The organism is Arthrobacter sp. P1_D4 (genome assembly GCF_056406115.1).
The window spans coordinates 11,957-33,453 of the sequence record NZ_JBFUAU010000006.1; the positions used below are offsets into that span (position 1 = coordinate 11,957).

Here is a 21,497-nt window from a genome sequence, read left to right on the forward strand (position 1 = left end):
TGTTGTTTATGTTATTCATGTGACTCGTGTTGCCAAAGTAGCCTTTGGCACGTAGCCTCATGCCTGCTGGGTGATCCGCAGAGGGCTTTCACGCGCCAAATCCGACCTCGCTCACTCCAGCCTGAGACTTCAGCGAGGTTGCCCATGAGTTGGATCCGATCCGGCCGCAAGACGGCTGTGCTCTGCACCGCCGTCGTCCTCCTCGGAACCCTCGCGCTCCCGGCCCAGGCCGCGCCGCTGACCACCGCGCTGATTTCTTCGCAGCTTTCTGCGCAGGGGCGCCCGCCGCTGGAGACTGCCGGCCGGGTTCCGGCGTCGCCGGAGATCCCCTCACCGGAAGAGATCGCTGCCGCCAAGTCCAGTGCGAGCTCGACGGCGGCAGAGGTCACCAGGATCGACGGGCTTCTGGCCGACGCGTCGGCCGGCCAGGAAACCAGCCTCGCCGCATCCCTGCAAGCAAACAACGCGTACGGCGAGGCCCTCGTGGAGCTGGCCACACGCCGTGACGCGGCGGCTGTGGCGGCCGCCAGGGCTGCCGCGGCCGGGGCAGAACAGGCCAAAACCCGCAAACAGCTCGGCCAGCTGGCCGGTGACCTGTACCGCAACGGCGGCCTGAACCCGGCCCTCAGCAGCTTTGTCAGCGGCTCCGGGCGGGCCCTGGAGGATGCCGCCACGCTGGAGGCCGTAACGGCCGGACGCGCGCGGGCCTTCGAGTCCGCGGAAAACGCGGCCACGGCCGCGCAGTCCCTGACCGAAGCCGCAGCCGACGCCAACCGCGCCGCCGACGAGGCCGCCGCGACTGCCGCGGACCGCAAGGCCGACGCCGACCGCGCCGACGCCGCCCAGCGCCAGGTCGTGGCCGATGCCAAAGCGCAGCGCAGCGCGCTCGTGGACCAGTTGGCAAGCCTGAGAAACACCACCGCGGCGCTGGAATCGGCCCGGGTGGACGCCCTCGACCGCCAGCGCCAGCAGGCTCGGCTCGCAGCACTGACCGCGGCGGCGGGCCCCGCGCCGCAGCCTGGCACGGGTTCACAGCCGGCACCAACAGCTCCGGGACGGGACGATTCGGCAGCAGGACAGCCAGCCGCTCCGGCTCCCGCCGACGTGCCGGCCCCCGCTGCAGCGCCCGCACCCGCACCCGCACCCGCACCGGCTCCGGCATCCGCGCCGGCTCCCGCGCCAGTACCTGCTCCGGTCCCCGCACCGATTCCTGCCCCGGTTCCGGCGCCAGTACCTGTTCCGGTTCCGGCGCCGATTTCCGGCGGGTCAAACCAGACCGCGATTTCGGTGGCGCTCGGCAAGACCGGATCGCCGTTCTTCTACCAGTACGGCGGAACCGGGAGCTATGGGTTTGACTGCTCGGGCCTGGTGCAGAATGCGTTCGCCGCGGCAGGGAAGTACCTGCCCCGCACTGCCTCCCAGCAGTTCGCCCAGGCCCCTGTCCATGTCCCGCTCTCCCAGGCGCGTCCGGGCGATCTGTTCGTCTGGGGTTCGGCCCCGGGCTTCTACCACGTGGCCATCTACCTCGGCGGCGGCCGCGTGGTCCAGGCGCTGAACCCCGACGCCGGCATTACCGTGACCGATGTTGCCGCTATGTCCGGGATGCAGCTGTACGGCTACGCGGCCCGTTACTGAGACTGGCTAGGAGAGCACGTCCTTGGTGATGAACCTGCCGTAGGCCAGCGCGCCGAAGACGGCGACGTAGCCGCCCTGGAGGAGGGCATTGGCGGCCAAGGAATCCCAGGAAACCGGCTGCCGGAGCAGATCACCAAAGTCCAGCCAGTAGTGGCTGAAAAGCCAGGGATGCAGCCACTCGAGTTGCGGCAGCGCGTCCAGGACCTGCGCGACGACCGAGAGCACCACGGTGGCCGCCATGGCCCCCACCGGAACATCGGTCAGGGTGGAGATGAACAGCCCGATCGCCGACAACCCCAGCAGTGAAACCGCCAGATACGCGGCGATCAGCAAGAGCCGGACCATGGCCTCGCCGGTGCCGATCGTGTCGCCGGAGAGCAGGGTCACCGGCCCCACGGGAAAGAGCGCCGCGCCGATTCCGGCCCCGGTCAGGGCCACCACGAGCGGGGCAACGATCACGAACACGGCCGCCCCGGCATATTTGACGATCAGCAGGCGGATCCGCCCGGCGGGAGCCACCAGCAGGTACCTCAGGGTCCCCTGTCCGGCCTCCCCGGCGATCGTGTCTCCGGCCACGACGCCGACGGTAAGGGGCAGGAACAGCGGAACGGAGACGACCATTGCCGTGACGCCCACGAACAGGCCGTTCTGGGCGATCCGGTCCAGGAAGGCCGGCCCGCGGCCTGCCGGCACGGCCGAGGAGACCCGCACCGCCACCGCGATCAGGATCGGGATGGCCGCCAGCGCGCACAACATGGCCCACGTCCTGCGGCGGCGGAACAGCACCCCGAGCTCGGACGCCAGCAGGTCACCGGTCAGGGACCCGCGCCGGACCGGCGCAGCGTAGGCCCCGCCGTCCCCGCCAGCGCCTGCGGCCGCGCCGCTACGGCCCGGCGCCGGGGCAACTGACGGGCCGGCTGCCGGATCGCCCGCGGATGAGCTGTTACTGGACAACGTCGAACCCCTCCCCCGTCAATGCCACAAACCGGTCCTCAAGGCTGGCCTGCTCGGTCGCGAAGCCGCGGACCCGGACCCCCGCCGCCACGAGGGCCGCCACCACGGCTTCCGGCTGCACGGCCGCCCGCTCCACGGACCGGGATGATCCTCCGTCTTCCTGGGCTGCCGGAGCCCCAGCCGGAGCCCCAGGCAGTGACGCGAACAGGGCCGCGTCGGTCCCGGAGCCGGCGGCACCGGAACCAGCGCCACCGGGAGTACGGCCGTCGGTGCCCAGGGTCGCGGTCAGGCCGAGGCCGGCCAGCACCTGCGCCGCGGTAACCGGATCCGGGGTCAACACGCGGATCCTTGCCTGGCCGGCCCCGCGCAGTTCCGTCAGGGTTCCCTGCGCCACAAGCCGGCCAGCGCTCATGATGGCCGCATGGGTGCAGATCTGCTCGACCTCGGCCAGCAGATGGCTGGAGACGAACACCGTGGCGCCGTCGGCCGCGAGCGATCGCACCAGGCTCCGCACCTCACGGGTGCCCTGCGGATCCAGCCCGTTGGTGGGCTCGTCCAGCACCAGCAGTTCCCGCGGGGCGAGCAGGGCGTTGGCGATCCCCAGCCGCTGCTTCATCCCCAGCGAGTAGGCCCGGACCAGCTTGTCCGCGGCGTGCGTCAAACCCACCCGTTCCAGGGCCGAGTGGACGCGGGCACGCCGCGTCGCGCCCGCACCACAGGGGTCCGCGGCGTCCATGCGGCGCAGATTGGCGGCGCCTGAGAGGAACGGGTAGAACGCCGGTCCTTCCACCAGCGCCCCGACCCGGGGCAGCACGTCATTGAGTTTGCCGGGCATCTCCTCGCCCAGCACGCGCATGGAGCCTCCGGTGGCCGTGGCCAGGCCGAGCAGGAGCCTGATGGTGGTGGTCTTCCCCGAACCGTTCGGGCCCAGGAAACCAAAGACCGCGCCTTTCGGCACGGCCAGGTCGACGCCGTCGACAGCCATCTGCTGGCCGAACCGTTTGGTCAGGCCCGTGGTCTCAATGCTCAGCTCGGCCGCCGGCCCGGCGGCGCTCACGCGGCCGTCACCGGATGGTCAGGGAGCAACCGTCGGCCACCGGATACCGCGCCGGACATCACTTCTGTGCGGCAGCGGCCTGGAGCCGCTCCGGTGGCACGGAGCCGGCGACGACCCGGCCGTCGTCGAGCACCAACACGTTCACCAGCGCGGTGGACAAAAGCCGGCCGCCCTGGACCGGGACGGTGGCCTGTTCGAGCAGGGCCGTGGCGTCCGACGCCGGGCCGGCCGTTCCCGCCGGGAACTCAACAACCGAGTCCCAGCCGGAGCCAGTGACGGCCGGCTTGCCGGCGCGGTCCTTGGCCGCCGGCGCCGTCGCGTTCCCGGCGTCGTTTCCGTGCTTGTGCTCCTTTACCGGAATCTCCTCGACCGTGGCACCCGGCGGCGGGGTGAATGTGAAGACCGACGCGTCGGGGGCCCCGAGGGTCAGGCTGGTGTAGGCGACGCGGAAGGCGGGATCCGACTGTCCGCGAGCCTTGATCTCGACGCCCAGCGGCAGACCGGTCTGGCCGTCAACGGCTACTGCGATGGACCCGACCAGCGTCGCATCGGACTTTGGTGTCAGCACCAGGTTGTAGGCGGGCCGGCCGGCTACCTGGACATCGGCTCCCACCGCCACGTCGGTGCCCGGTTCGATCTTGGCCAGTAGCATCGCGGCGAGCTGGTCGGGGGTGGCGGTGACGTCGCTGCCGGCGCTGTGACGGCCTGTGTCACCGGCGTCGTTGGCCGGGAGCTGGGCATGGGCGGCCGTGTTGTCCTTGGAGTTGTAGAACCACACGTCGTTGCCGTGGCGGATCGCGTTGCGTTCGGCCAGCCGGTCCATCACCTGGACGCGGGCGTTGTCCGGGCCGTCGCGATAAACCCGCGCGGTGTGCGGCCCCGTCAGCAGTTCGAGCCATGCCGTACCTGACGGGGCCGAGCCGGCACCGGTCTTGGGCAACTCGGGAAGCCCGAGCGCAGAAGACTGTTCCAGGGTTCCGGAGAGGGCGGGCTCGCGGTGCTGGGCAATCAACTGCAGCACCTGCTCCGGCGTCTTGGGCGGCAGGGGATCCCCGGCGCTGGCGGGCAGGGATCCGGCCAGCGCGCCGGCGGCAATAACGGCAGGAACGGCGGCAGCAGGCAGCCAGCGCAGCCACGTGCGCGTCATCGCGACCGCGCTCCGGAAAGAGATGTTCCAACTATCCGCGCCTGGGGAATGCGCGCTTCAGTGCAGCTCATAGGTCAACAGTACGCCTGGCCCCGGCAGCCCGGTTATCCTACTTCAGCACATTAATGGTCAGTTCCACGGCGCCCAGCAGGAACGCGAGCACAGAGGTGCCCAGGCCCGCCACGAGCAGCAGGCCGGGATGGGCCAGGCCCACCACCACCCGTCTCAGCCGGGGCCTGTCCCGCAGGAACTTCTTGGGCACGGCGCCCGGTTCCGGCGTTTGTTTCCAGCCCCGGAGCCGCCGCAGGAACCAGGCGCAGCGAATGATGAAGGCCAGCCACAGTACGGAGACCACCAGCGGGATCGCGGCCAGCAGGAGGTTGAAGCCCACCGCGGTGACCTCGCGTTCGGACGCCCCGACGAGTGACTGAAGGGTCGTTGAGATCGAGGCGCTCATGACCACGGACACGCCCCACACGAGGAAGGCGGCGATCAGGGCCAGGAAGCGGACGAAGAAGTGGCCCAGGACCGAGTCCCGGCGCGGCTTCAGGTAGCGGCGCGGGGTGGCGTGCAGAAGGGCGATGCTTGCCAGCAGCGTCGGCAGGGCGGCGAGGCCAACCAGCACATACCAGGACCAGCCGGCCAGATCCAGGAACTCGTCGGCCACGATCAGCGCCGCCCAGAACCCGGCCCACGCCCAGCCGGCGGTGAGCGGACGCCCCACGAACCACTCCGGCAGCCACGCGTCCGGGTCCGCGGGCGCGGGGGTCGCGTCAGTCGCAGGCGCGGGGCTGCCGGGCGGCCGGGTGTCAGGCGCCGGTATGCCCGTCGCGGGAACTCCGGCGCTCCCGGGCTCCCGCCCCTCGGAGCCGCGCACTTCGCTCATGGCCCCACTGTAGCGAGCCGGCCGACACCATGGTGCGGAGCCCGCCGCCGTCGGCGGTCCGGCGCGAAGTGGCCGGCGTCAGGGTGACGGCGTCAGGGTGCCGGCGGCGTTGACGGCGTCACGGTGCCGGCGGCGCCGTCGACCGTAATGCTGTGGCCCGTGGCGATCCTCGACGTCGCGTCGGGGACCCCCACCACTGCGGGGATCCCGTATTCCCGGGCGACGACGGCGCCGTGGGAGTTGGGCCCGCCCATTTCCATCACGAGGCCGCCGGCCGTCAGAAACAACGGCGTCCAGCCCGGATCGGTGGACGGCGCCACGAGGATCTCGCCCGGTTCCAGGTGCGCGCCCTGGGGGTCCAGGATCACCCGGGCCCGGGCCGTGATGGTGCCGGCCGAGGCCGGTGTGCCGGAGAGCCGCCCCGCGCCGCCGTCAGAACCCGCCGGCCCCCTTCCGCCGGCTGTGGTCTGCACCGCCTCCGGCTCGGTGCCGTCCGAGAGCAGCACGCGGGGAATGTGCCGGCGGCCCAGTTCAGCCGCGTACGCCTCCCGACGCCGTGCCACGAGCCCCTGCAGCGCGGCGCCGCCGAGCCCCCGGTGCGCGTCAGCCAGGTCGAGGAAGAAGATATCGTCGGCCGCATCGAGGGCCCCGGCCGCGGCGAGTTCGGCCCCGACGGCTGCGAGCTGCTCCCGGACGGCGCCGAGCGCTTCCACGAGGTGGTACTTGGGCAGCTCCCGCAGCCCGGCGAACATCCGGGTCCGCCGCAGCGCGGCCCGGGCGAGTGCACCGCGAAGGCGGCTGCGCTGCGCCGCCGCTTCCACCAGCCGGGCCACCTGTGCCTCCGCCTCTCGGGCCGCCTTGCCGAACTGCCGGTCCGGGGCGAGCGCGGGATCATCCATGCGCAGATAGTTGGCCAGGACCCCGAGGATGTGGGTCGGGTCATCAGACCAGCGGGGCATGCCGACGTCGATCTCCGCCACGGCGCGGTGGCCGTACCGGCCCAGGAAGTCCCGCAGCCCCGACTGCACGACGCCGGGCAGGTCCCCCGCCCGGTAACGCCGGGCTATCTCGGGCAATGCGGCTTCCCCGAACACCGCCGCCGACGCCGGGTCGTTGCGGATGGCAGTAGCCAGCGACCACAGGTCAAGGTCCATTTCGGTGGTCACGTTGTTGGGCAGCCCCCGCAGGACTTCCTGCAGCGCCCCGTTCCCCGGTTTCCCGGCGAGTTTTCCGGCCACGGCCAGCAAGGCGAACCCCAGGGCGGGCAGCGGCAGGATCGCGGGAACCACGGGAAAGACATGCTGGCCAAGGATCCGCTCGATGTGGTCCAGGCGCTCCGTGGCGGTGGCGCCGGCGGGCACAGCGAGTGCCGCGCGGAGCTGTTCTCCCACACGGTCTGCCCGGCGCAGTGCCGCCTCGGGCCGGATGAGGCCGCGGATCAAGGTCTCCGGGACCTTCGCCCGCGCCGCCACCGGGGCGACGTGGCGCAGGAGCCCCCACGGCATTGTTGTGGTCACGGAGAACCGCGGATCGGCGAAAAGGTTGCGCAGCACGGTGGCCGAACGCGCCTCCATGACGTCAAACACGCGGGGGACAATGGCGCGCCCGGTCTGGCTCCGGAGAACCGGCGTGAGATCGAAGAAAATCCGCTGGCCTGCCTCCGCGTACGGCGCGGGCCCGTCACGGGGCACCGGCACCGGGAAATGCGCCGCCCCCGCAACCGAAGACGCAATCAGCCGGATGCCGGCGAGTCCCATCGGGGTGAGGGGCCGGGTCAGCCCCTGGGCCAGGCTGAAACATAAATACACGCGTGGCGTCGGCCCGGAGGGAGGCCGGTCCGGCATCGGATAGAGAGTGGTGATGGGTCTGGACTGCGTCAGCCACACGGCACCGTCCCGGCCGATGGCCCATTCGAGGTCCTGCGGCGAGCCGAAGTGCACCTCCGCACGGCGGCCCAGGAGCTCCAGTGCCGCCAGTTGGGCGTCGTCCAGGCTGGGCGCCAGCCCGGCGTCAGGTTGCGCCACCCGCTCGGTGCCGCCGCCGGGCAGGGGACGAATAATGATGCCCTTGTCCCCAATTCGCCGCTCAAGGATCCGTCCCGTGGTGCCGTCGAGCACGAAGTGGTCAGGGTTGACCGCCCCGGACACCACGGCCTCCCCCAGCCCCGGGCTGGCGTCGATGACGGCCTCGTGCCGCCGGCCGGTCACGGGATTGGCTGTGAACAGCACCCCGGCCACGGCCGCGTCCACCATGCGCTGGACCACCACGGCGAGGGCCACCGCCGAGGGCTCAATCCCCTGCACCGCGCGGTAGGTCACCGCGCGGTCTGTCCACAGCGAGGCCCAGCACCGGCGGACGGCAGCCAGCACGGCATCCGCACCCACCACGTTCAGGAAAGTGTCCTGCTGGCCGGCGAAGCTGGCAAACGGCAGGTCTTCGGCGGTCGCGGAGGACCGCACAGCGACCGCCGTGTCGGTGCCCAGCGCCGCATAGGCGGCGCGCACGGCGGCGTCGATGCCGGCGGGGACATCGGCGTCGAGCACCAGCGCGCGGGCCTTCGCCGCAAGCGCAGCCAGCCCCGCCAGGTCGTCGGGGGCTGTTGCGGCGAGGGCGCGGTGCACGTCCGCCAGCGCCGGGGATGCCGTGGCGTCCAGATACGCACTGGTGGTCAGGCAGAAGCCGGCGGGCACCGGTAGGCCGGCGCGTGCCAGTTCGCCCAGGTTCGCCGCCTTCCCGCCGACGGTGGCCAGCATGTCCGGGCCAAGGCGTTCAAGGGCCAGGACCGGCCCGTCCTCGGCAGGATCCGGCGTCCCGGGGTGCTCCATCCGTTAACCGTCCTTCCGACGCCGGGCCCGTCGCCTTCTAGGAGTCGCCGAGCATCGGGCCGAAGCTGGCTCTGTCCGCCAGCCGCGGGTCGTCGCGGTCCGGCACCACCATGACCGGGCCCTTGGCGTGGTGGAGGACGCCGTCAGACGTGGAGCCCAGCAGCATCCCGGTGAATCCGCCGCGCCCTCGGGTGCCGACCACCACGAGCTCCACGTGCCGGCTGGCGTCGACGAGGATGTCGACGGGCGAGCCGTCGACGAGCTGCGTCTCCACCTGCAGGGCGGGGAAGTAGCTCCGCAGCCAGGCCACGCCGGCGTCGAGCTGTACCTTGATGTCGGCGAACAGTGCGTCGCGGTCCATCGGGGTGGGCACCCATGCCAGCGAGCCGGTGTACTGCGGCACCGCGCACACCACGCGGAGCCGGGCGGAGAGCCGCTCGGCCTGCGCTGCGGCCTCCAGCACGGCGACGCGGGCCTGCTCGGAACCGTCGACACCGACGACCACGACGTTCTCCACCGGCTGGCTGCCCGACTTGGCACGTTCGGCGAGGACATGCTTGTCGTCTGTGGTTTCGCCCAGGCGGTCCGCGCAGATCAGCGGCACGGTCACGGTGGGGCACTTCGAGTGGGCGGGCAGCGCGCTGCTGACGGAGCCGAGCAGCCGGCCCACGAAGCCACCGCGGCCGCGGGTGCCGAAGACCAGAAGCTCCGCGGTTTCGCTGATTTCCAGCAGCACGCCGGACGCGTCCCCGTTTTCGACGGACGCGTCGACGTCGATGTTGTAGAACGCGATCTTGTCCATGGCGTGCTTGAGGATGGCTTCGGCGCCCTCGCGGATCACGGAGTCGTCCACCGTGGCGTAGCCGCCGTCGAGCCCGGAAGCGGCGAAGATCGGAACGGAATAGGCGGTCACGATGTGCAGCGGGCGGCGACGGCGTTCCGCCTCACGGGCCGCCCACACCAGGGCGCAGTGGCTGTGGTCCGAGCCGTCCACTCCCACGACGATTCCGCGGGGCGGCGCCGGCTCGCCACCGGTCTCCCATGCCGGGTCCGGATGCACCTGTTCACGGCCCATAGGGTCCGCCTCCTCGCGATTCTTGCCTGATGTTGCGGCTATTCTGCCAGAAGTACTGCCGCCCGGCGTCCACCGGCGAGGCGACCCGGAATCTGCGTGCAGGAACCCCTGATTTTCCTCACTATTCTCGGTTAATTGCGAACATTCAAGACGGCGGCAAGGCCTCCCCGGCCGCCCGCGGCGGAAGGATTTACGCAGAGTTAACACGCCGTTTCCCGGCCCCGAAATTCAGGCTTTTGAGCCGGTTTCCGCTGGAGCGGGGGCAAGGAAACCGCCGGAATCCGGCACCACAGCCAATGTCCTACCTCCCCTATCCACGGGCGGGAATCTTAGGTATCCTTCGAGGCATTGCTGAACCGAGACTGGTGTTCCAGAAAGCAGCCGCTGGGGCTGTGGAACCAGGCACGGGTTGGCGTCCGGGGTTTCCCCCGCGACTCGCACCATTTCAAGGAGGTACCCTGCAGTGTCGAGCATGCCTTTGTACGGCGGGATTGAGCGGACCACCGCCGTAGTCATCGGGACGGGGCTCTCCGGCTTGGCTGTGGCCAGCGAGCTCCAGCGCCGGGGCGTTGCGTCCATCATTGTGGACGGGCTCGACCTCCTGGGTGCCGGCCATCCGGCCAACACCTCCTCGCTTCAGCGCTGCGACGCGGCGGACGCCGCAAGCCTGAGGGAGCGCAATGAAATCCTGCGGCACCTGCGCAACTACGCCGCAAGCCACAAGCTTGACGTGCGGAACAACATCCGGGCCCTGCAGCTGGACCTCCTGGAGGCCGGCACGGACGGCTCACCCACCGAGAAGTGGGCCGTCCAGACCCCGGGCGGCGTCCTGCTGGCCGACCACCTTGTCCTGACCCGCTGCGCCCACAGCCAGCTGCGCCGCATGCTCTCGGAACTTGGCATGGCAGCCGGGCAGAACCTCATGGCGGCAATGCATGCTCTGGGAATGTACCTCGTGGGGGTGGGCGAACTCATTACCCCGACGCCCAAGGAAGTCCTGCGCCAGGCCAAGGTGGTGGGACAGGCAATTTCCGCCAAGGTCCACCCGAACGGGATCCCCGCGCTGCTGCCCGGCGGCTTTGCCCTGGCCGCCCCCGCCTAGCACCGCTTTGGCCGCGTTGCCGGAGTCAGGTTGGCTTATTTCAGCCTTCGGTGTCGCCGCCCTCGTCCGGGGTGAGGCGGCGTTTCGCCATCAGGCCCAGGGCCACCAGGATGCCGACCCCGACGGCGACGAAGACCATGACGCTCCAGGGAAACTGCTGCGACCCGGCCGGCGCAGGAGCTGGCGCGGGCGTGGTCCCCGGCTGGGCGGTGCCCATCGTGGGGACCGCCGCAGCCGCCGTCGTGCCTGCCGCAGCCGCCGTCGCGGTGAACGTGAAGCTGCCCTCGATCGGGTGGCCGTCGGAACTGGCCACCCGCCAGTGCACGGTGTACGGCCCCGCGGGGGCGCCGGACTTCAGCTTCTGCGCAGCGACGTTGTCCACGATTTCCACGGGACCCTCCGACCAGTTGGCGCCGGCGGCGTCATTGACCACGATCTGCGACCCCAGGACAAGCGGATTGTGGTTGAACGTGACCGAGACCTGCTCCGGCGGTGCCGCGACGGTTGCTCCGGCAGCCGGGCTGGTGGACTCCGCGGTATCGTGCGCCGACGCCGGGCTCACTGCTCCCAGCAGGACGGCCACAAGGACGACGGCGCCCAGGAGGGCACTGCGAAGCTGGCGGATACGGCGCATGGGCAGGCTACTCCTAGTGTTGGCTTCCTTACAGACTAGGCGAAAACGCAGGGTTGGCCCTCGGGCGCCAAATAAGATATATGCAACACCCATCACTCCCGGAGGACTAATGCAAGACCTAATGCTCAAGCAGGGCTCGGCACTCGACCGGTATTTCAAGATATCCGAGCGGGGGTCGAACGTCTCGCGCGAGATCCGCGGAGGGTTCGCCACGTTCTTCGCCATGAGCTACATCGTGGTGCTGAATCCGCTGATCCTCTCCGGGCCGGACTCCTCGGGCGCCACGCTGGGCTTCCCCGCCGTCGCCGCCGTCACCGCGTTCGTGGCCGGCATCCTGACCATCCTCATGGGCGCGTGGGCCAAGCATCCCTTCGCCCTGGCCACCGGGCTCGGCGTGAACGCGTTCGTCGCCGTCACGGTGGCCACGAACCCCGGCCTGACCTGGCCGGACATGATGGGCCTGGTGATGCTCTCGGGCATCACCATGCTGATCCTGGTCCTCACCGGCTTCCGGACGGCCGTGTTCAAGGCCGTACCCGAGGGGCTGAAGACCGCGATCGTGGTGGGCATCGGCCTGTTCATCGCCCTGATCGGTCTCGTCAACGCGGGCTTCGTGCGCCGCGTCCCCGATGTCGCCGGCACCACCGTCCCGGTCGGCCTGGGCTTCGACGGCAAGCTCCTGGGCTGGCCGACCTTCGTGTTCGTCTTCGGCCTGATCCTGACCATCGCGCTGGTGGTCCGCAAGGTCAAGGGCGCCATCCTGATCGGCATCGTGGCCTCGACCATCCTGTCCGTGATCCTGGAATCCATCCTGCACATCGGGCCCAGCTTTGACGGCAAGACCCACAACCCGCAGGGCTGGTCCCTCGTGGCTCCGCAGTTCTCCGAGTGGACGGCCCCGGACCTGTCCCTGATCGGCAAGGCCAACCCCTTCGGCGCCTTTGAACACCTCGGCTTCGTCGCGGCGACCCTGCTGGCGTTCGTGATCCTGCTCAGTATCTTCTTCGACGCCATGGGCACGATGGTGGGACTGGCCACCGAGGCCGGCACCATCGACAAGGACGGCAACATCCCCGACGTCGACCGCGTGCTGCAGGTGGACGCCCTGGGCGCGATCATCGGCGGCGGCGCCTCCGTCTCCTCGAACCAGATCTACGTCGAGTCCGGTGCCGGCATCGGCGAAGGCGCACGCACCGGCCTGGCCTCCGTCGTCACCGGCCTGCTGTTCCTCGTGGCGATGTTCTTCACCCCGCTGATCAACCTCGTGCCGTTCGAGGCCGTGGCCCCCGCCCTCGTGGTCGTCGGCTTCATGATGGTCTCCCAGGTGGGCAAGATCGACTGGCAGGACTGGGGCATCGCGATTCCGGCCTTCCTGACCTTCACCCTCATGCCGTTCACGTACTCGATCGCCAACGGCCTGGGCGCTGGCTTCATCAGCTTCGTGCTGATCCGCCTTTTCGAGGGCCGGGCCCGCGAGGTGCACCCGCTCATGTGGGCCGTGGCGTCCGCGTTCCTGCTCTTCTTCGCGATCGGCCCGATCGAGGCCGCCCTGGGGATCCACTAACGCAGCCCCGCCCGCGGTCACGCCCGCCGGGTGGGCCACGCCCACCCGGCGTGGCCCACCCGGCGGCGTTTAAGCTCAGTTTCCGGGATTCCGGACAGTCCGACGGCGGCCCGGCTGGTTTTCCGGCCCGGGCTGCGGTGAGCTAGGGGCATGGTTTCTCCCGCGCTCCCCGTTGATGTCCCGCCCCACCCCTGGACCGGCAGGTTCGACGGCGACGGCGACGAACACCGGCGCTGGTGGCAGGCGGTGACCCCCTACGCTCCCGGCACGGTTCCGGCGGGTGTCCCTGCTGGGCGCCCCGCAGTCCTCCTCGGCTTCGGCAGCGACGCCGGGGTGCGTCGCAACAAGGGACGGACCGGCGCCGCGGCCGCCCCCGCGGCCATCCGGGCCGCGCTCGGCCCGCTCGCGTTCCACCTGACGCGCGCCGTGCACGACGCCGGCGACGTCACCGTGGCCGGGGACGCGCTCGAGGCAGGACAGGCCCGCGCCGGGCTCGCGATCACCAGTCTGCTCGACGCAGGCGGGCTTCCCGTGGTGCTCGGCGGCGGGCACGAGACCGCCTTTGCCAGCTATCTCGGCGTGGCCGGGTCGGCGGCCGTGCGCGAGGGCCTGAGCGTCGGCGTGCTGAACCTCGATGCCCACTTCGACCTCCGCGATGAGCCGGTGCCCAGCTCCGGCACGCCGTTCCTCCAGATGGCCCGCGCCGAAGCAGCCGCCGGCCGCGAACTGCGCTACGCCGTCGTCGGGATTTCCGAGCCGAACAACACCCGTACGCTGTTCCGGACGGCAGACGAGCTCGGCGTGGACTACCTGCTGGACGAGGACTGCTCGGCGGACGCCGCGCACGCGTTTGTGGCAGCCTTCCTGGCACAGGTGGACGCGGTGTACCTGACCATCGACCTGGACGTGCTGCCGGCCTCCGCGGCCCCCGGGGTGAGCGCTCCCGCGGCCTTTGGTGTGCCGCTGCCGGTGATCAGCGCCGTGTGCCGCCAGGTGGCCGCGAGCGGGAAGCTCCTGCATCTGGATATCGCCGAGCTGAACCCGGAGTTCGACATCGACGGCCGCACCGCCAAAGTGGCCGCCCGGCTGGTTAATACGCTGCTGGGATAGGCGGGGCGGCGGGAACGGTCAGCCGCCGCCTCAGATAGGCGTTTTCGGCGCCTTGCCCTCGTCGCCATGTTGCTGCACAGCCTTCCGTTCGCGTAGCCGGTCCAGCCGGTTCATGACGGGAGCCGTTGTCGCCCCATGCAGCACGATGGACATCCCCACCACCAGGCCGATGAACGCCCACAATTCCTCGGCCTGGGCTCCAAAGTCGCCCTTGCTGAGCGCGTATGCGAGATAGTAGAGCGAGCCGATGCCGCGGATGCCGAAAAAGGCGATGGCGATCCGTTCCCGCGGGCCGGTCTTACCCCGGGCGAGGCCGGTCCAGCCGGCCAGCGGACGGACGAGCAGCAGGAACGCCAGCGCCACCAGAACCTCCGGCCAGCCAATGCCGGCCAGCAGGCCTCGTGCAATCGCGCCGCCCAGCAGCACCAGGATGACCACCGTCATGAGACGTTCGAGCTGCTCCACATAGGCGTGCATGACACGGTGAAACCCATGCGTGCGTTCAGCGGCCCGAATGGTCACGGCGCATACAAAGACGGCGATGAACCCGTAGCCTTCCAGCATTTCCGTCACCCCGTAAGCGAGGAACGTCGCCGCCAGCGCCACGAAGCCCTCCGAGTGGTTGGACAGCCGGATGCTGTCGCGGGCGGAGAAGAACAGCTGGCTCAACGCTTTCCCGGCCAGCCAGCCGACGAGTAGCCCCATGCCGATCCGCCACAGGACATCGGTGAGGAACCAGGGCCAAAACCACTCGGACGGCGCCGACCCGGACAGGCTGATGGCGATGGCCAGGTAGACAAACGGAAAGGCCAGCCCGTCATTCAGGCCTGCCTCGGAGGTGAGGCCGAAACGGATCTCGTCTTCGCCACGCTCGGTTTCGTGCTCGTCGTCGGCAGGCTCGCCCACCTGCACTTCAGAGGCCAGCACCGGGTCGGTTGGGGCGAGCGCGGCTGCGACCAGCAGTGCCGCGCCGAGCCCCAGCCCCAGCGCCCAGAGCCCCAGCAGGGTCAGTGCAACAATGCAGACCGGCATGGCGATCCCCAGCATCCGCCAGGTGGTGGACCATTCGCGTCGTCCCACGGGACGGTCGAGTGCGAGGCCCGCGCCCATCAGGGAAATGATGACGCAGACTTCCGTCACGTGGGTGGTGAACTCCCCATATTGCAGGGGATCTGGGGCCGGCAGGCCGGGGATGAATGTGAAGGCGAGTATGCCGGCGGCCAGGAAGACCATCGGCATGGACAGCGGCGCGTTTCGCAGCAGCTTGGGCAGGAGTGCGGCGGCGAAAACGGCCATGCCTGCCGCGGCAAAAACGATGCTGGGAGCCTCAAACACTGCGTGGTCCTCCTGCCCGGGCCCGGATGCCCGGGGGATGAGTCGGGGCCCCGTCCCTGTGGAACGGCGCCCCTCACCCAACGATACGCGTGAACGCGTAAAACCCGGCCAGCCTAGCTGCGGCGGACCTGCACGCCGTCGGACTGCAGGAAAAGCTGCGTTTCGGACGGCCCCTCGGGGACCAGCCAGAGCACATTCCCGCTTACCGAGACCTCTTCGACCTCACCGGCCGCAATGACCTGTGCGTGCTTGACAATTTCGACGCGTTCGCCGACCCGGAGGCCGCTCCAGTCGGAAACCGTAGCTGCGGATGCAAGGCGCCTGGACAGTACCGTGCCGCGTGCTTTCATAGAACTTTTACCCCTTTGTATGTGTTCTTTGCCACAACTTCGTTGGTGTGGACTCTCCATTTGTACTACAGTTCCCGGGCCCCCGCCGTCCGTGTCGCCAAAGATTTCGGGGGCGCCGGGAATTGTTCAGCTGCCCTGCATTTTGTTTCTTCTCAGGCGAGATTTCCGACGGCGGATTCGGCCGCCGCCCGGACCTTGCCCGAGGCCACGAGGACATCCGCCGCTTCGAGCTCCGGTGACAGGAACCTGTCGGTGCCCGGACCGTCGACGACGTCGCGCAGCGCGGCGATCACGGCCGCGCCCGCAGGTCCCGGCGTGAGTTCGCCGCCGGAGAGCTGGGTGCGGATGTCCAGCGCCCGGGCCGACGTCACCAGTTCGATCGCCAGGACCCGGCGCAGGTTCTCCACCGCGCGGCGGAGCTTGCGGGCCGCGTGCCAGCCCATGGAGACGTGGTCCTCCTGCATCGCCGAGCTCGGGATCGAGTCCACCGACGCCGGGACGGCCAGCCGCTTGTTGTCCGAAACCAGGCCGGCCTGCGTGTACTGGGCGATCATGAGGCCGGAGTCGACGCCGGGGTCCGAGGCCAGGAAGGCGGGCAGCCCGTGCGAGCGGGCCGGGTCCAGCATCCGGTCGGTCCGGCGCTCGGCGATGGAGCTCAGGTCCGCGACGGCGATCGCCAGGAAGTCCAGCACGTAGGCCACCGGGGCGCCGTGGAAGTTGCCGTTGGAGCTGACCCGGCCGTCGGGCAGGACCACCGGGTTGTCGATCGCGGCGGCCAGTTCGCGGGAGGCGACCAGAGCGGCATGGTCCACGGTGTCGCGGACGGCGCCGGCCACCTGGGGTGCGCAGCGCAGCGAGTAGGCGTCCTGGACCTTCGTGTCGTTGATCCGGTGCGAGGCCACGATCGGGGAGTTGGACAGCACACGGAGCATGTTGTCCGCGGCGGCGGCCTGGCCCGGGTGCGGGCGCAGCGCCGCGTGCAGCTCCGGCAGGAACACCTGGTCGGTGCCGAGCAGCGCCTCGACGCTGAGGGCGGCGGTGATGTCCGCCGTCGTAAGCAGCTGGCGGATGTCCGCGATGGCCATCAGCAGCATGCCGAGCATGCCCTCGGTGCCGTTGACGAGGGCCAGGCCCTCCTTTTCGGCCAGCGTGACCGGTTCGATGCCGTGCGCGGCGAGGAGCTCGGCGACCGGGCGGGCATCCTTGCTCCCGTACAGCGTGCCGTCGGGGCCGGTCGCCTCGCCTTCGCCCATCAGGACCAGGGCGCAGTGGGACAGCGGCGCGAGGTCGCCCGAGCAGCCGAGGGAGCCGAATTCGCGGACCACCGGGGTGATGCCGGCGTTGAGCACGTCCACCATGGTCTGCAGCACCACCGGGCGGACGCCGGTGCGGCCGGAGGCCAGGGTCTTGGCGCGCAGGAACATGATGCCGCGGACCACTTCGCGTTCCACGGCCGGGCCCATGCCGGCGGCGTGGCTGCGGATCAGGGATTTCTGCAGCTGGGTGCGCAGCTCGTTGGGGATGTGCCGGTTGGCCAGCGCCCCGAAGCCGGTGGAGATCCCGTAGGCCGGGACCTCGCTGTGGGCGAGGTCGTCGATGTGGGCGCGGACCTTGGCGACGGCGTCCAGGGCGTCCTGGGCGATGGTGACGTGGGCGTCGTGGCGGGCGACGGCGACGACGTCCTCGGGGGTGACACCGCTGGAGCCGAGGGTGACGGTGAGCGGTTCGTGGGTTGTAACAGTCATTGTGAAGTCCTACTTCTTTTCGTTCATGGGGATGCGGACGCCGCGTTCCTTGGCGACTTCGACGGCGCGGTCGTAGCCGGCGTCGGCGTGGCGGATGACGCCCATGCCGGGATCGTTGGTCAGGAGGCGCGCGAGCTTTTCCGCGGCGAGGTCGGTGCCGTCGGCAACGGAGACCTGGCCGGCGTGGATGGAGCGGCCGATGCCGACCCCGCCGCCGTGGTGGATGGAAACCCAGGTGGCGCCGGAGGCCGTGTTGAGAAGGGCGTTGAGCAGCGGCCAGTCGGCGATCGCGTCGGAGCCGTCGGCCATGGCCTCGGTCTCGCGGTATGGGGAGGCGACGGAGCCGGAGTCGAGGTGGTCGCGGCCGATCACGATGGGCGCCTTGACCTTGCCCTCCTTGACGAGCTGGTTGAACAGCAGGCCGGCCTTGGCGCGTTCGCCATAGCCGAGCCAGCAGATGCGGGCCGGCAGGCCTTCGAACTCGACCCGTTCGGCGGCGGCATCGAGCCAGCGGTGCAGGTGCTTGTTCTCGGGGAAGAGCTCTTTGATGGCCTTGTCTGTGACCGCGATGTCCTCGGGGTCACCGGAGAGGGCCACCCAGCGGAACGGGCCGAGGCCCTCGCAGAACAGCGGCCGGATGTAGGCCGGGACGAAGCCGGGGAATTCGAAGGCGCGGTTGTAGCCGCCCTTGCGGGCCTCGTCACGGATGGAGTTGCCGTAGTCGAAGACCTCGGCGCCGGCGTCCTGGAACTCGACCATCGCCTGGACGTGCTTGGCCATCGAGGCCTGGGCCTTCTTGGTGAAGCCTTCGGGATCGGCCGCGGCCTCGCTGTGCCATTCCTCGACCGTGATGCCCTCGGGCAGGTAGCTCAGGGGGTCGTGCGCGGAAGTCTGGTCAGTGACGATGTCGACGGTGAGCTCGCCGGCGTTGTGTCGGCGCAGGATCTCGGGGAAGACCTCGGCGGCGTTGCCGACGTAGCCCACGGACCAGCCGCGGCGCTCTTCCTTGGCCTTCAGGACCTTGGCGATCGCGGCGTCGAGATCAGTTTCGACCTCGTCGAGGTAGCGCTTCCCGGCCCGGCGGCGCAGGCGGGTCTCGTCGACGTCGACAATCAGGCAGGCGCCGTCGTTCAGGGTGACGGCGAGCGGCTGGGCGCCGCCCATGCCGCCGCAGCCGCCGGTGAGGGTCAGGGTGCCGGCGAGCGTGCCGTGCTCATCTCCGGTGAGCTTACGGGCGATCGCGGCGAAGGTCTCGAAGGTGCCCTGCAGGATGCCCTGCGTGCCGATATAGATCCAGGACCCGGCGGTCATCTGGCCGTACATCATCAGGCCCTCGGCCTCGAGCCGGCGGAACTCGGGCCAGTTCGCCCAGTCGCCGACGAGGTTGGAGTTGGCCAGCAGCACGCGCGGCGCCCATTCGTTGGTGCGGAAGACGCCGACCGGCTTGCCGGACTGGACCAGCAGGGTCTCGTCCTTTTCCATGGTTTCCAGGGTGCGGGTGATGGCGTCGAACGCGGCCCAGGACCGGACGGCGCGGCCGGTGCCGCCGTAGACCACCAGGTCATCGGGGCGCTCGGCGACCTCGGGGTCGAGGTTGTTCATGAGCATGCGCAGCGGGGCTTCCGTCTGCCAGCTCTTGGCGGTGAGCTCGGTGCCGCGGGCTGCTTTGACCGGGCGGGCACCGGTAGTGAAATCGGCGGGTGCCATGAGGGTCTCCTTTGTCGCTGGATATGTGGCCGGATGATGTCTGTTCGGACTGGTGTCCTGGTGTATCCGGAGGAATGAGGTTCTGTATCAACTAAAGCCCCTTCGCGGCCGCGGAAACAGGCCTGCCGGAGGGGTGCTGTCCGGGATTCCAGACCCTTCCGCTCCCCCGTTGCGCTGTCACTTCCGGTTGCTAAAAAGGGCGAATGGGAGCCCTAAGTGACAGCGCAACCGGGGGTGGGCTGGGGTGGGATGGGGCAACCGGTCAGGCGGGGCGGCCGTGGATCCGGACCGAGAGCTCGTTGGCGACCTTCTGGACCCGGGCGGCCAGGACCGGCCACTGATCCGCGGGCAGCCTGTCCTCCAGGAACGTCACGGCGACGGCGGCGGTGGGCCACCCTACGTGGTCGGTCACGGCGGCGGCGATCGAACCGAATCCGGGCGTGACCTCGCCGTGTTCGGTGGCGTAGCCGCGCTGGCGGACCTGGTCCAGATGCGAAGACAGCGCGGAGTACTTCATGATGGGCGATTCGGTTTCGTGCCGGGCCGTGAAGGCGGCAGCGTTCGGGTACAGCGCCCGCACCTGCGACTTCGGCAGCGCGGCGAGGATGGCCCGTCCGCTGGCCGTGAGATGGCTGGGCAGACGGACGCCGACGTCGGTCACCAGGGACGGCCGGTTCTTGGCCCGCTCCTCCACGATGTAGAGCACGTCGCGGCCGTGCAGCACCGCCAGGTGCGCGCTTTCGCCGATCACGTCCACGAGCGAGGCGAGCATTGGCCGGCCCAGCCGGGACAGCGGCTCCTGCCGGGAATAGGCCGAGCTGAGCTCGAATGCGCTGATGCCCAGGCCGTAGCGCTGCTCCTCGTGCAGGTGCAGCACGAAGCCGTTCGCCTCCATCACGCCGAGCAGGTGGTAGACGCTGGAGCGTGGCAGTCCCAGCGCGGTGGCAATGTTCGACGCCGCCATCGGCCCGCGCCGGGAGGCCAGCAGCTTGAGGATGCGCAGCGTGTTCTCGGCGGCCGGCACCTTCGACGCCGCCTTGGTTCCGGCGGCCCGGTGGACGGCCTTGGGGGCGGGCGTGTCAGGCGCTGCGGACAACGTGGCGGCGGCGGAGCTCACTGCGGTGCTGGTGGGTGGCATTGATCCTCTTCACGGTCGGGCGGTGTCCGGTATCCCGTACTTAAGCATGCGCCCGGCGGCGGTCAACCGACAGCCTCCCACAGGAACGACTGTCTGGAATGCCGGACAAGTGCCACGTTCCGATGGCGGGCCTTCCGCCCCTAGCCCGGACCGACGCCCGGTGTTCCGATGAAACATGGGCGCCGGCTTTCCGGTGCGTGCCCCGCCATCGGACCCCGCCATAGGAGCGAGCCCGTCGCCGGCTGAGCCCAGCCCGTAAGGTCCCGGAGGGAAAGGCACAGACGTGAATGCAGCGCTGTCGGGCAGGGTCGCCCTGGTTGCCGGGGCCACCCGGGGCGCGGGGCGCGGCACCGCCGTCGCACTCGGCGAGGCCGGAGCGGTGGTGTACTGCACCGGGCGCACCACCTCCGGCCACCGTTCCGACTACAACCGGGCCGAGACGATCGAGGAGACGTCCGCTCTCGTCGACGCCGCGGGCGGCACTGGAATCGCCGTCGAGGTCGATCACCGCCAGGCCGCCGAGGTGGAAGCCCTCGTGCAGCGGATCGACGCCGAGCGGGGCCGGCTGGACATCCTTGTCAACGACATCTGGGGCGGCGAGGACTTCATCGAATGGAATACTCCGCTCTGGGCCCACGATCTGAATGCCGGGCTGCAGATGCTCCACCTCGGCCTGGACACCCACCTCATTACGAGCCACTTCGCGCTGCCGCTGCTCACCCGCCGCCCCGGCGGCCTGGTGGTGGAGATGACCGACGGCACGCGCGAGTACAACGCAGAGCACTACCGGGTCTCCGTGTTTTACGACCTCGTCAAGACCGCGGTGCTCCGCCTGGCGTTCAGCCAGGCGGAGGAGCTGAGATCCTCCGGCTGCGCGGCGGTGGCGCTGACGCCCGGCTGGATGCGTTCGGAGATGATGCTCGAACACTTTGGCGTCACCGAGGCAAACTGGCGGGAGGCCGCCGGGACGCAACCGCACTTCGCCGCGATCTCGGAAAGCCCGCTGTTCGTCGGGCGTGCGGTCGCGGCCCTGGCGGCGGACCCCAACGTGCTCGGCCGCACGGGCGGCTCGTATTCGTCCGGCGCGCTGGCCCGCGAGTACGGCTTCACCGACACCGACGGCTCGCAGCCGGACTGTTGGAGGTACCTCGTTGAGGTCCAGGAAGCAGGACTCGACGCCGATGCCGCCGGATACCGCTGACATCCGCCCCTTCCTGGTCACGGACAACCGGC

At 70.0% G+C, this 21,497-nt stretch carries 17 protein-coding genes; 5 read left to right on the forward strand and 12 right to left on the reverse strand.

The window, feature by feature from the left end; genetic code table 11:
* Positions 1 to 144 precede the first annotated feature (144 nt).
* Positions 145 to 1,635 carry a C40 family peptidase gene (locus AC1D0A_RS06635; protein WP_476945421.1) on the forward strand — a complete coding sequence of 497 codons (1,491 nt, stop codon included), beginning with the start codon at positions 145 to 147 and terminating at the stop codon, positions 1,633 to 1,635.
* A gap of 6 nt (positions 1,636 to 1,641) precedes the next feature.
* Here AC1D0A_RS06635 and AC1D0A_RS06640 read toward each other — a convergent pair whose 3' ends face one another.
* The 6 genes from AC1D0A_RS06640 to AC1D0A_RS06665 all read right to left on the reverse strand — a co-directional run bounded on the left by AC1D0A_RS06640 (position 1,642) and on the right by AC1D0A_RS06665 (position 9,579).
* Entirely contained in the window at positions 1,642 to 2,454 is an 813-nt protein-coding gene (locus AC1D0A_RS06640) for an ABC transporter permease (protein WP_459385941.1), read from the reverse strand.
* A gap of 124 nt (positions 2,455 to 2,578) precedes the next feature.
* Positions 2,579 to 3,646 carry an ABC transporter ATP-binding protein gene (locus tag AC1D0A_RS06645; RefSeq protein ID WP_476945422.1) on the reverse strand — a complete coding sequence of 356 codons (1,068 nt, stop codon included), beginning with the start codon at positions 3,644 to 3,646 and terminating at the stop codon, positions 2,579 to 2,581.
* Between the two features lie 58 nt (positions 3,647 to 3,704).
* On the reverse strand, positions 3,705 to 4,793 hold the full coding sequence (locus AC1D0A_RS06650; RefSeq protein ID WP_476945423.1) for a LolA family protein: 1,089 nt from the start codon (positions 4,791 to 4,793) through the stop codon (positions 3,705 to 3,707).
* 109 nt (positions 4,794 to 4,902) lie between these two features.
* A complete protein-coding gene (locus tag AC1D0A_RS06655; RefSeq protein ID WP_243181355.1) occupies positions 4,903 to 5,679 on the reverse strand; it encodes a hypothetical protein in 777 nt (258 codons plus the stop codon).
* Between the two features lie 92 nt (positions 5,680 to 5,771).
* Positions 5,772 to 8,504 (reverse strand): PEP/pyruvate-binding domain-containing protein, encoded by a 2,733-nt coding sequence (locus AC1D0A_RS06660; RefSeq protein ID WP_476945424.1) that lies wholly within the window; start codon positions 8,502 to 8,504, stop codon positions 5,772 to 5,774.
* 37 nt (positions 8,505 to 8,541) lie between these two features.
* Entirely contained in the window at positions 8,542 to 9,579 is a 1,038-nt protein-coding gene (locus AC1D0A_RS06665; protein WP_243181353.1) for a universal stress protein, read from the reverse strand.
* A gap of 472 nt (positions 9,580 to 10,051) precedes the next feature.
* On the opposite strand from AC1D0A_RS06665, the gene AC1D0A_RS06670 reads away from it, so the two are divergent.
* On the forward strand, positions 10,052 to 10,681 hold the full coding sequence (locus tag AC1D0A_RS06670; RefSeq protein ID WP_043436212.1) for an NAD(P)/FAD-dependent oxidoreductase: 630 nt from the start codon (positions 10,052 to 10,054) through the stop codon (positions 10,679 to 10,681).
* A gap of 40 nt (positions 10,682 to 10,721) precedes the next feature.
* Here the strand turns inward: AC1D0A_RS06670 and AC1D0A_RS06675 are convergent, their stop codons facing one another.
* Positions 10,722 to 11,315, reverse strand: coding sequence for a copper resistance CopC family protein (locus AC1D0A_RS06675; RefSeq protein ID WP_476945425.1), 594 nt, complete (start codon positions 11,313 to 11,315; stop codon positions 10,722 to 10,724).
* Between the two features lie 121 nt (positions 11,316 to 11,436).
* Between AC1D0A_RS06675 and AC1D0A_RS06680 the strand changes: the two genes are divergently transcribed.
* Together AC1D0A_RS06680 and hutG are read left to right on the forward strand one after the other, a co-directional pair.
* Positions 11,437 to 12,879 (forward strand): NCS2 family permease, encoded by a 1,443-nt coding sequence (locus AC1D0A_RS06680; protein WP_028277143.1) that lies wholly within the window; start codon positions 11,437 to 11,439, stop codon positions 12,877 to 12,879.
* A 150-nt stretch (positions 12,880 to 13,029) separates the two neighbouring features.
* A complete protein-coding gene (gene hutG, locus AC1D0A_RS06685) occupies positions 13,030 to 13,989 on the forward strand; it encodes a formimidoylglutamase (RefSeq protein ID WP_243181351.1) in 960 nt (319 codons plus the stop codon).
* Positions 13,990 to 14,019: 30 nt separating this feature from the next.
* Here hutG and AC1D0A_RS06690 read toward each other — a convergent pair whose 3' ends face one another.
* From AC1D0A_RS06690 to AC1D0A_RS06710, 5 genes are all read right to left on the reverse strand, one after another.
* Positions 14,020 to 15,324 (reverse strand): cation:proton antiporter, encoded by a 1,305-nt coding sequence (locus AC1D0A_RS06690; RefSeq protein ID WP_243181350.1) that lies wholly within the window; start codon positions 15,322 to 15,324, stop codon positions 14,020 to 14,022.
* Positions 15,325 to 15,437: 113 nt separating this feature from the next.
* Positions 15,438 to 15,674 carry a hypothetical protein gene (locus AC1D0A_RS06695; protein WP_243181349.1) on the reverse strand — a complete coding sequence of 79 codons (237 nt, stop codon included), beginning with the start codon at positions 15,672 to 15,674 and terminating at the stop codon, positions 15,438 to 15,440.
* Between the two features lie 152 nt (positions 15,675 to 15,826).
* Complete coding sequence (hutH, locus tag AC1D0A_RS06700) at positions 15,827 to 17,419, reverse strand: histidine ammonia-lyase (protein WP_243181348.1); 1,593 nt, start codon at positions 17,417 to 17,419, stop codon at positions 15,827 to 15,829.
* A gap of 9 nt (positions 17,420 to 17,428) precedes the next feature.
* On the reverse strand, positions 17,429 to 19,126 hold the full coding sequence (hutU, locus tag AC1D0A_RS06705; protein WP_476945426.1) for a urocanate hydratase: 1,698 nt from the start codon (positions 19,124 to 19,126) through the stop codon (positions 17,429 to 17,431).
* Between the two features lie 262 nt (positions 19,127 to 19,388).
* A complete protein-coding gene (locus tag AC1D0A_RS06710) occupies positions 19,389 to 20,264 on the reverse strand; it encodes an IclR family transcriptional regulator (protein ID WP_476945427.1) in 876 nt (291 codons plus the stop codon).
* A gap of 283 nt (positions 20,265 to 20,547) precedes the next feature.
* Between AC1D0A_RS06710 and AC1D0A_RS06715 the strand changes: the two genes are divergently transcribed.
* On the forward strand, positions 20,548 to 21,465 hold the full coding sequence (locus AC1D0A_RS06715) for an SDR family oxidoreductase (protein WP_476945428.1): 918 nt from the start codon (positions 20,548 to 20,550) through the stop codon (positions 21,463 to 21,465).
* The last annotated feature ends 32 nt before the right edge of the window (positions 21,466 to 21,497 follow it).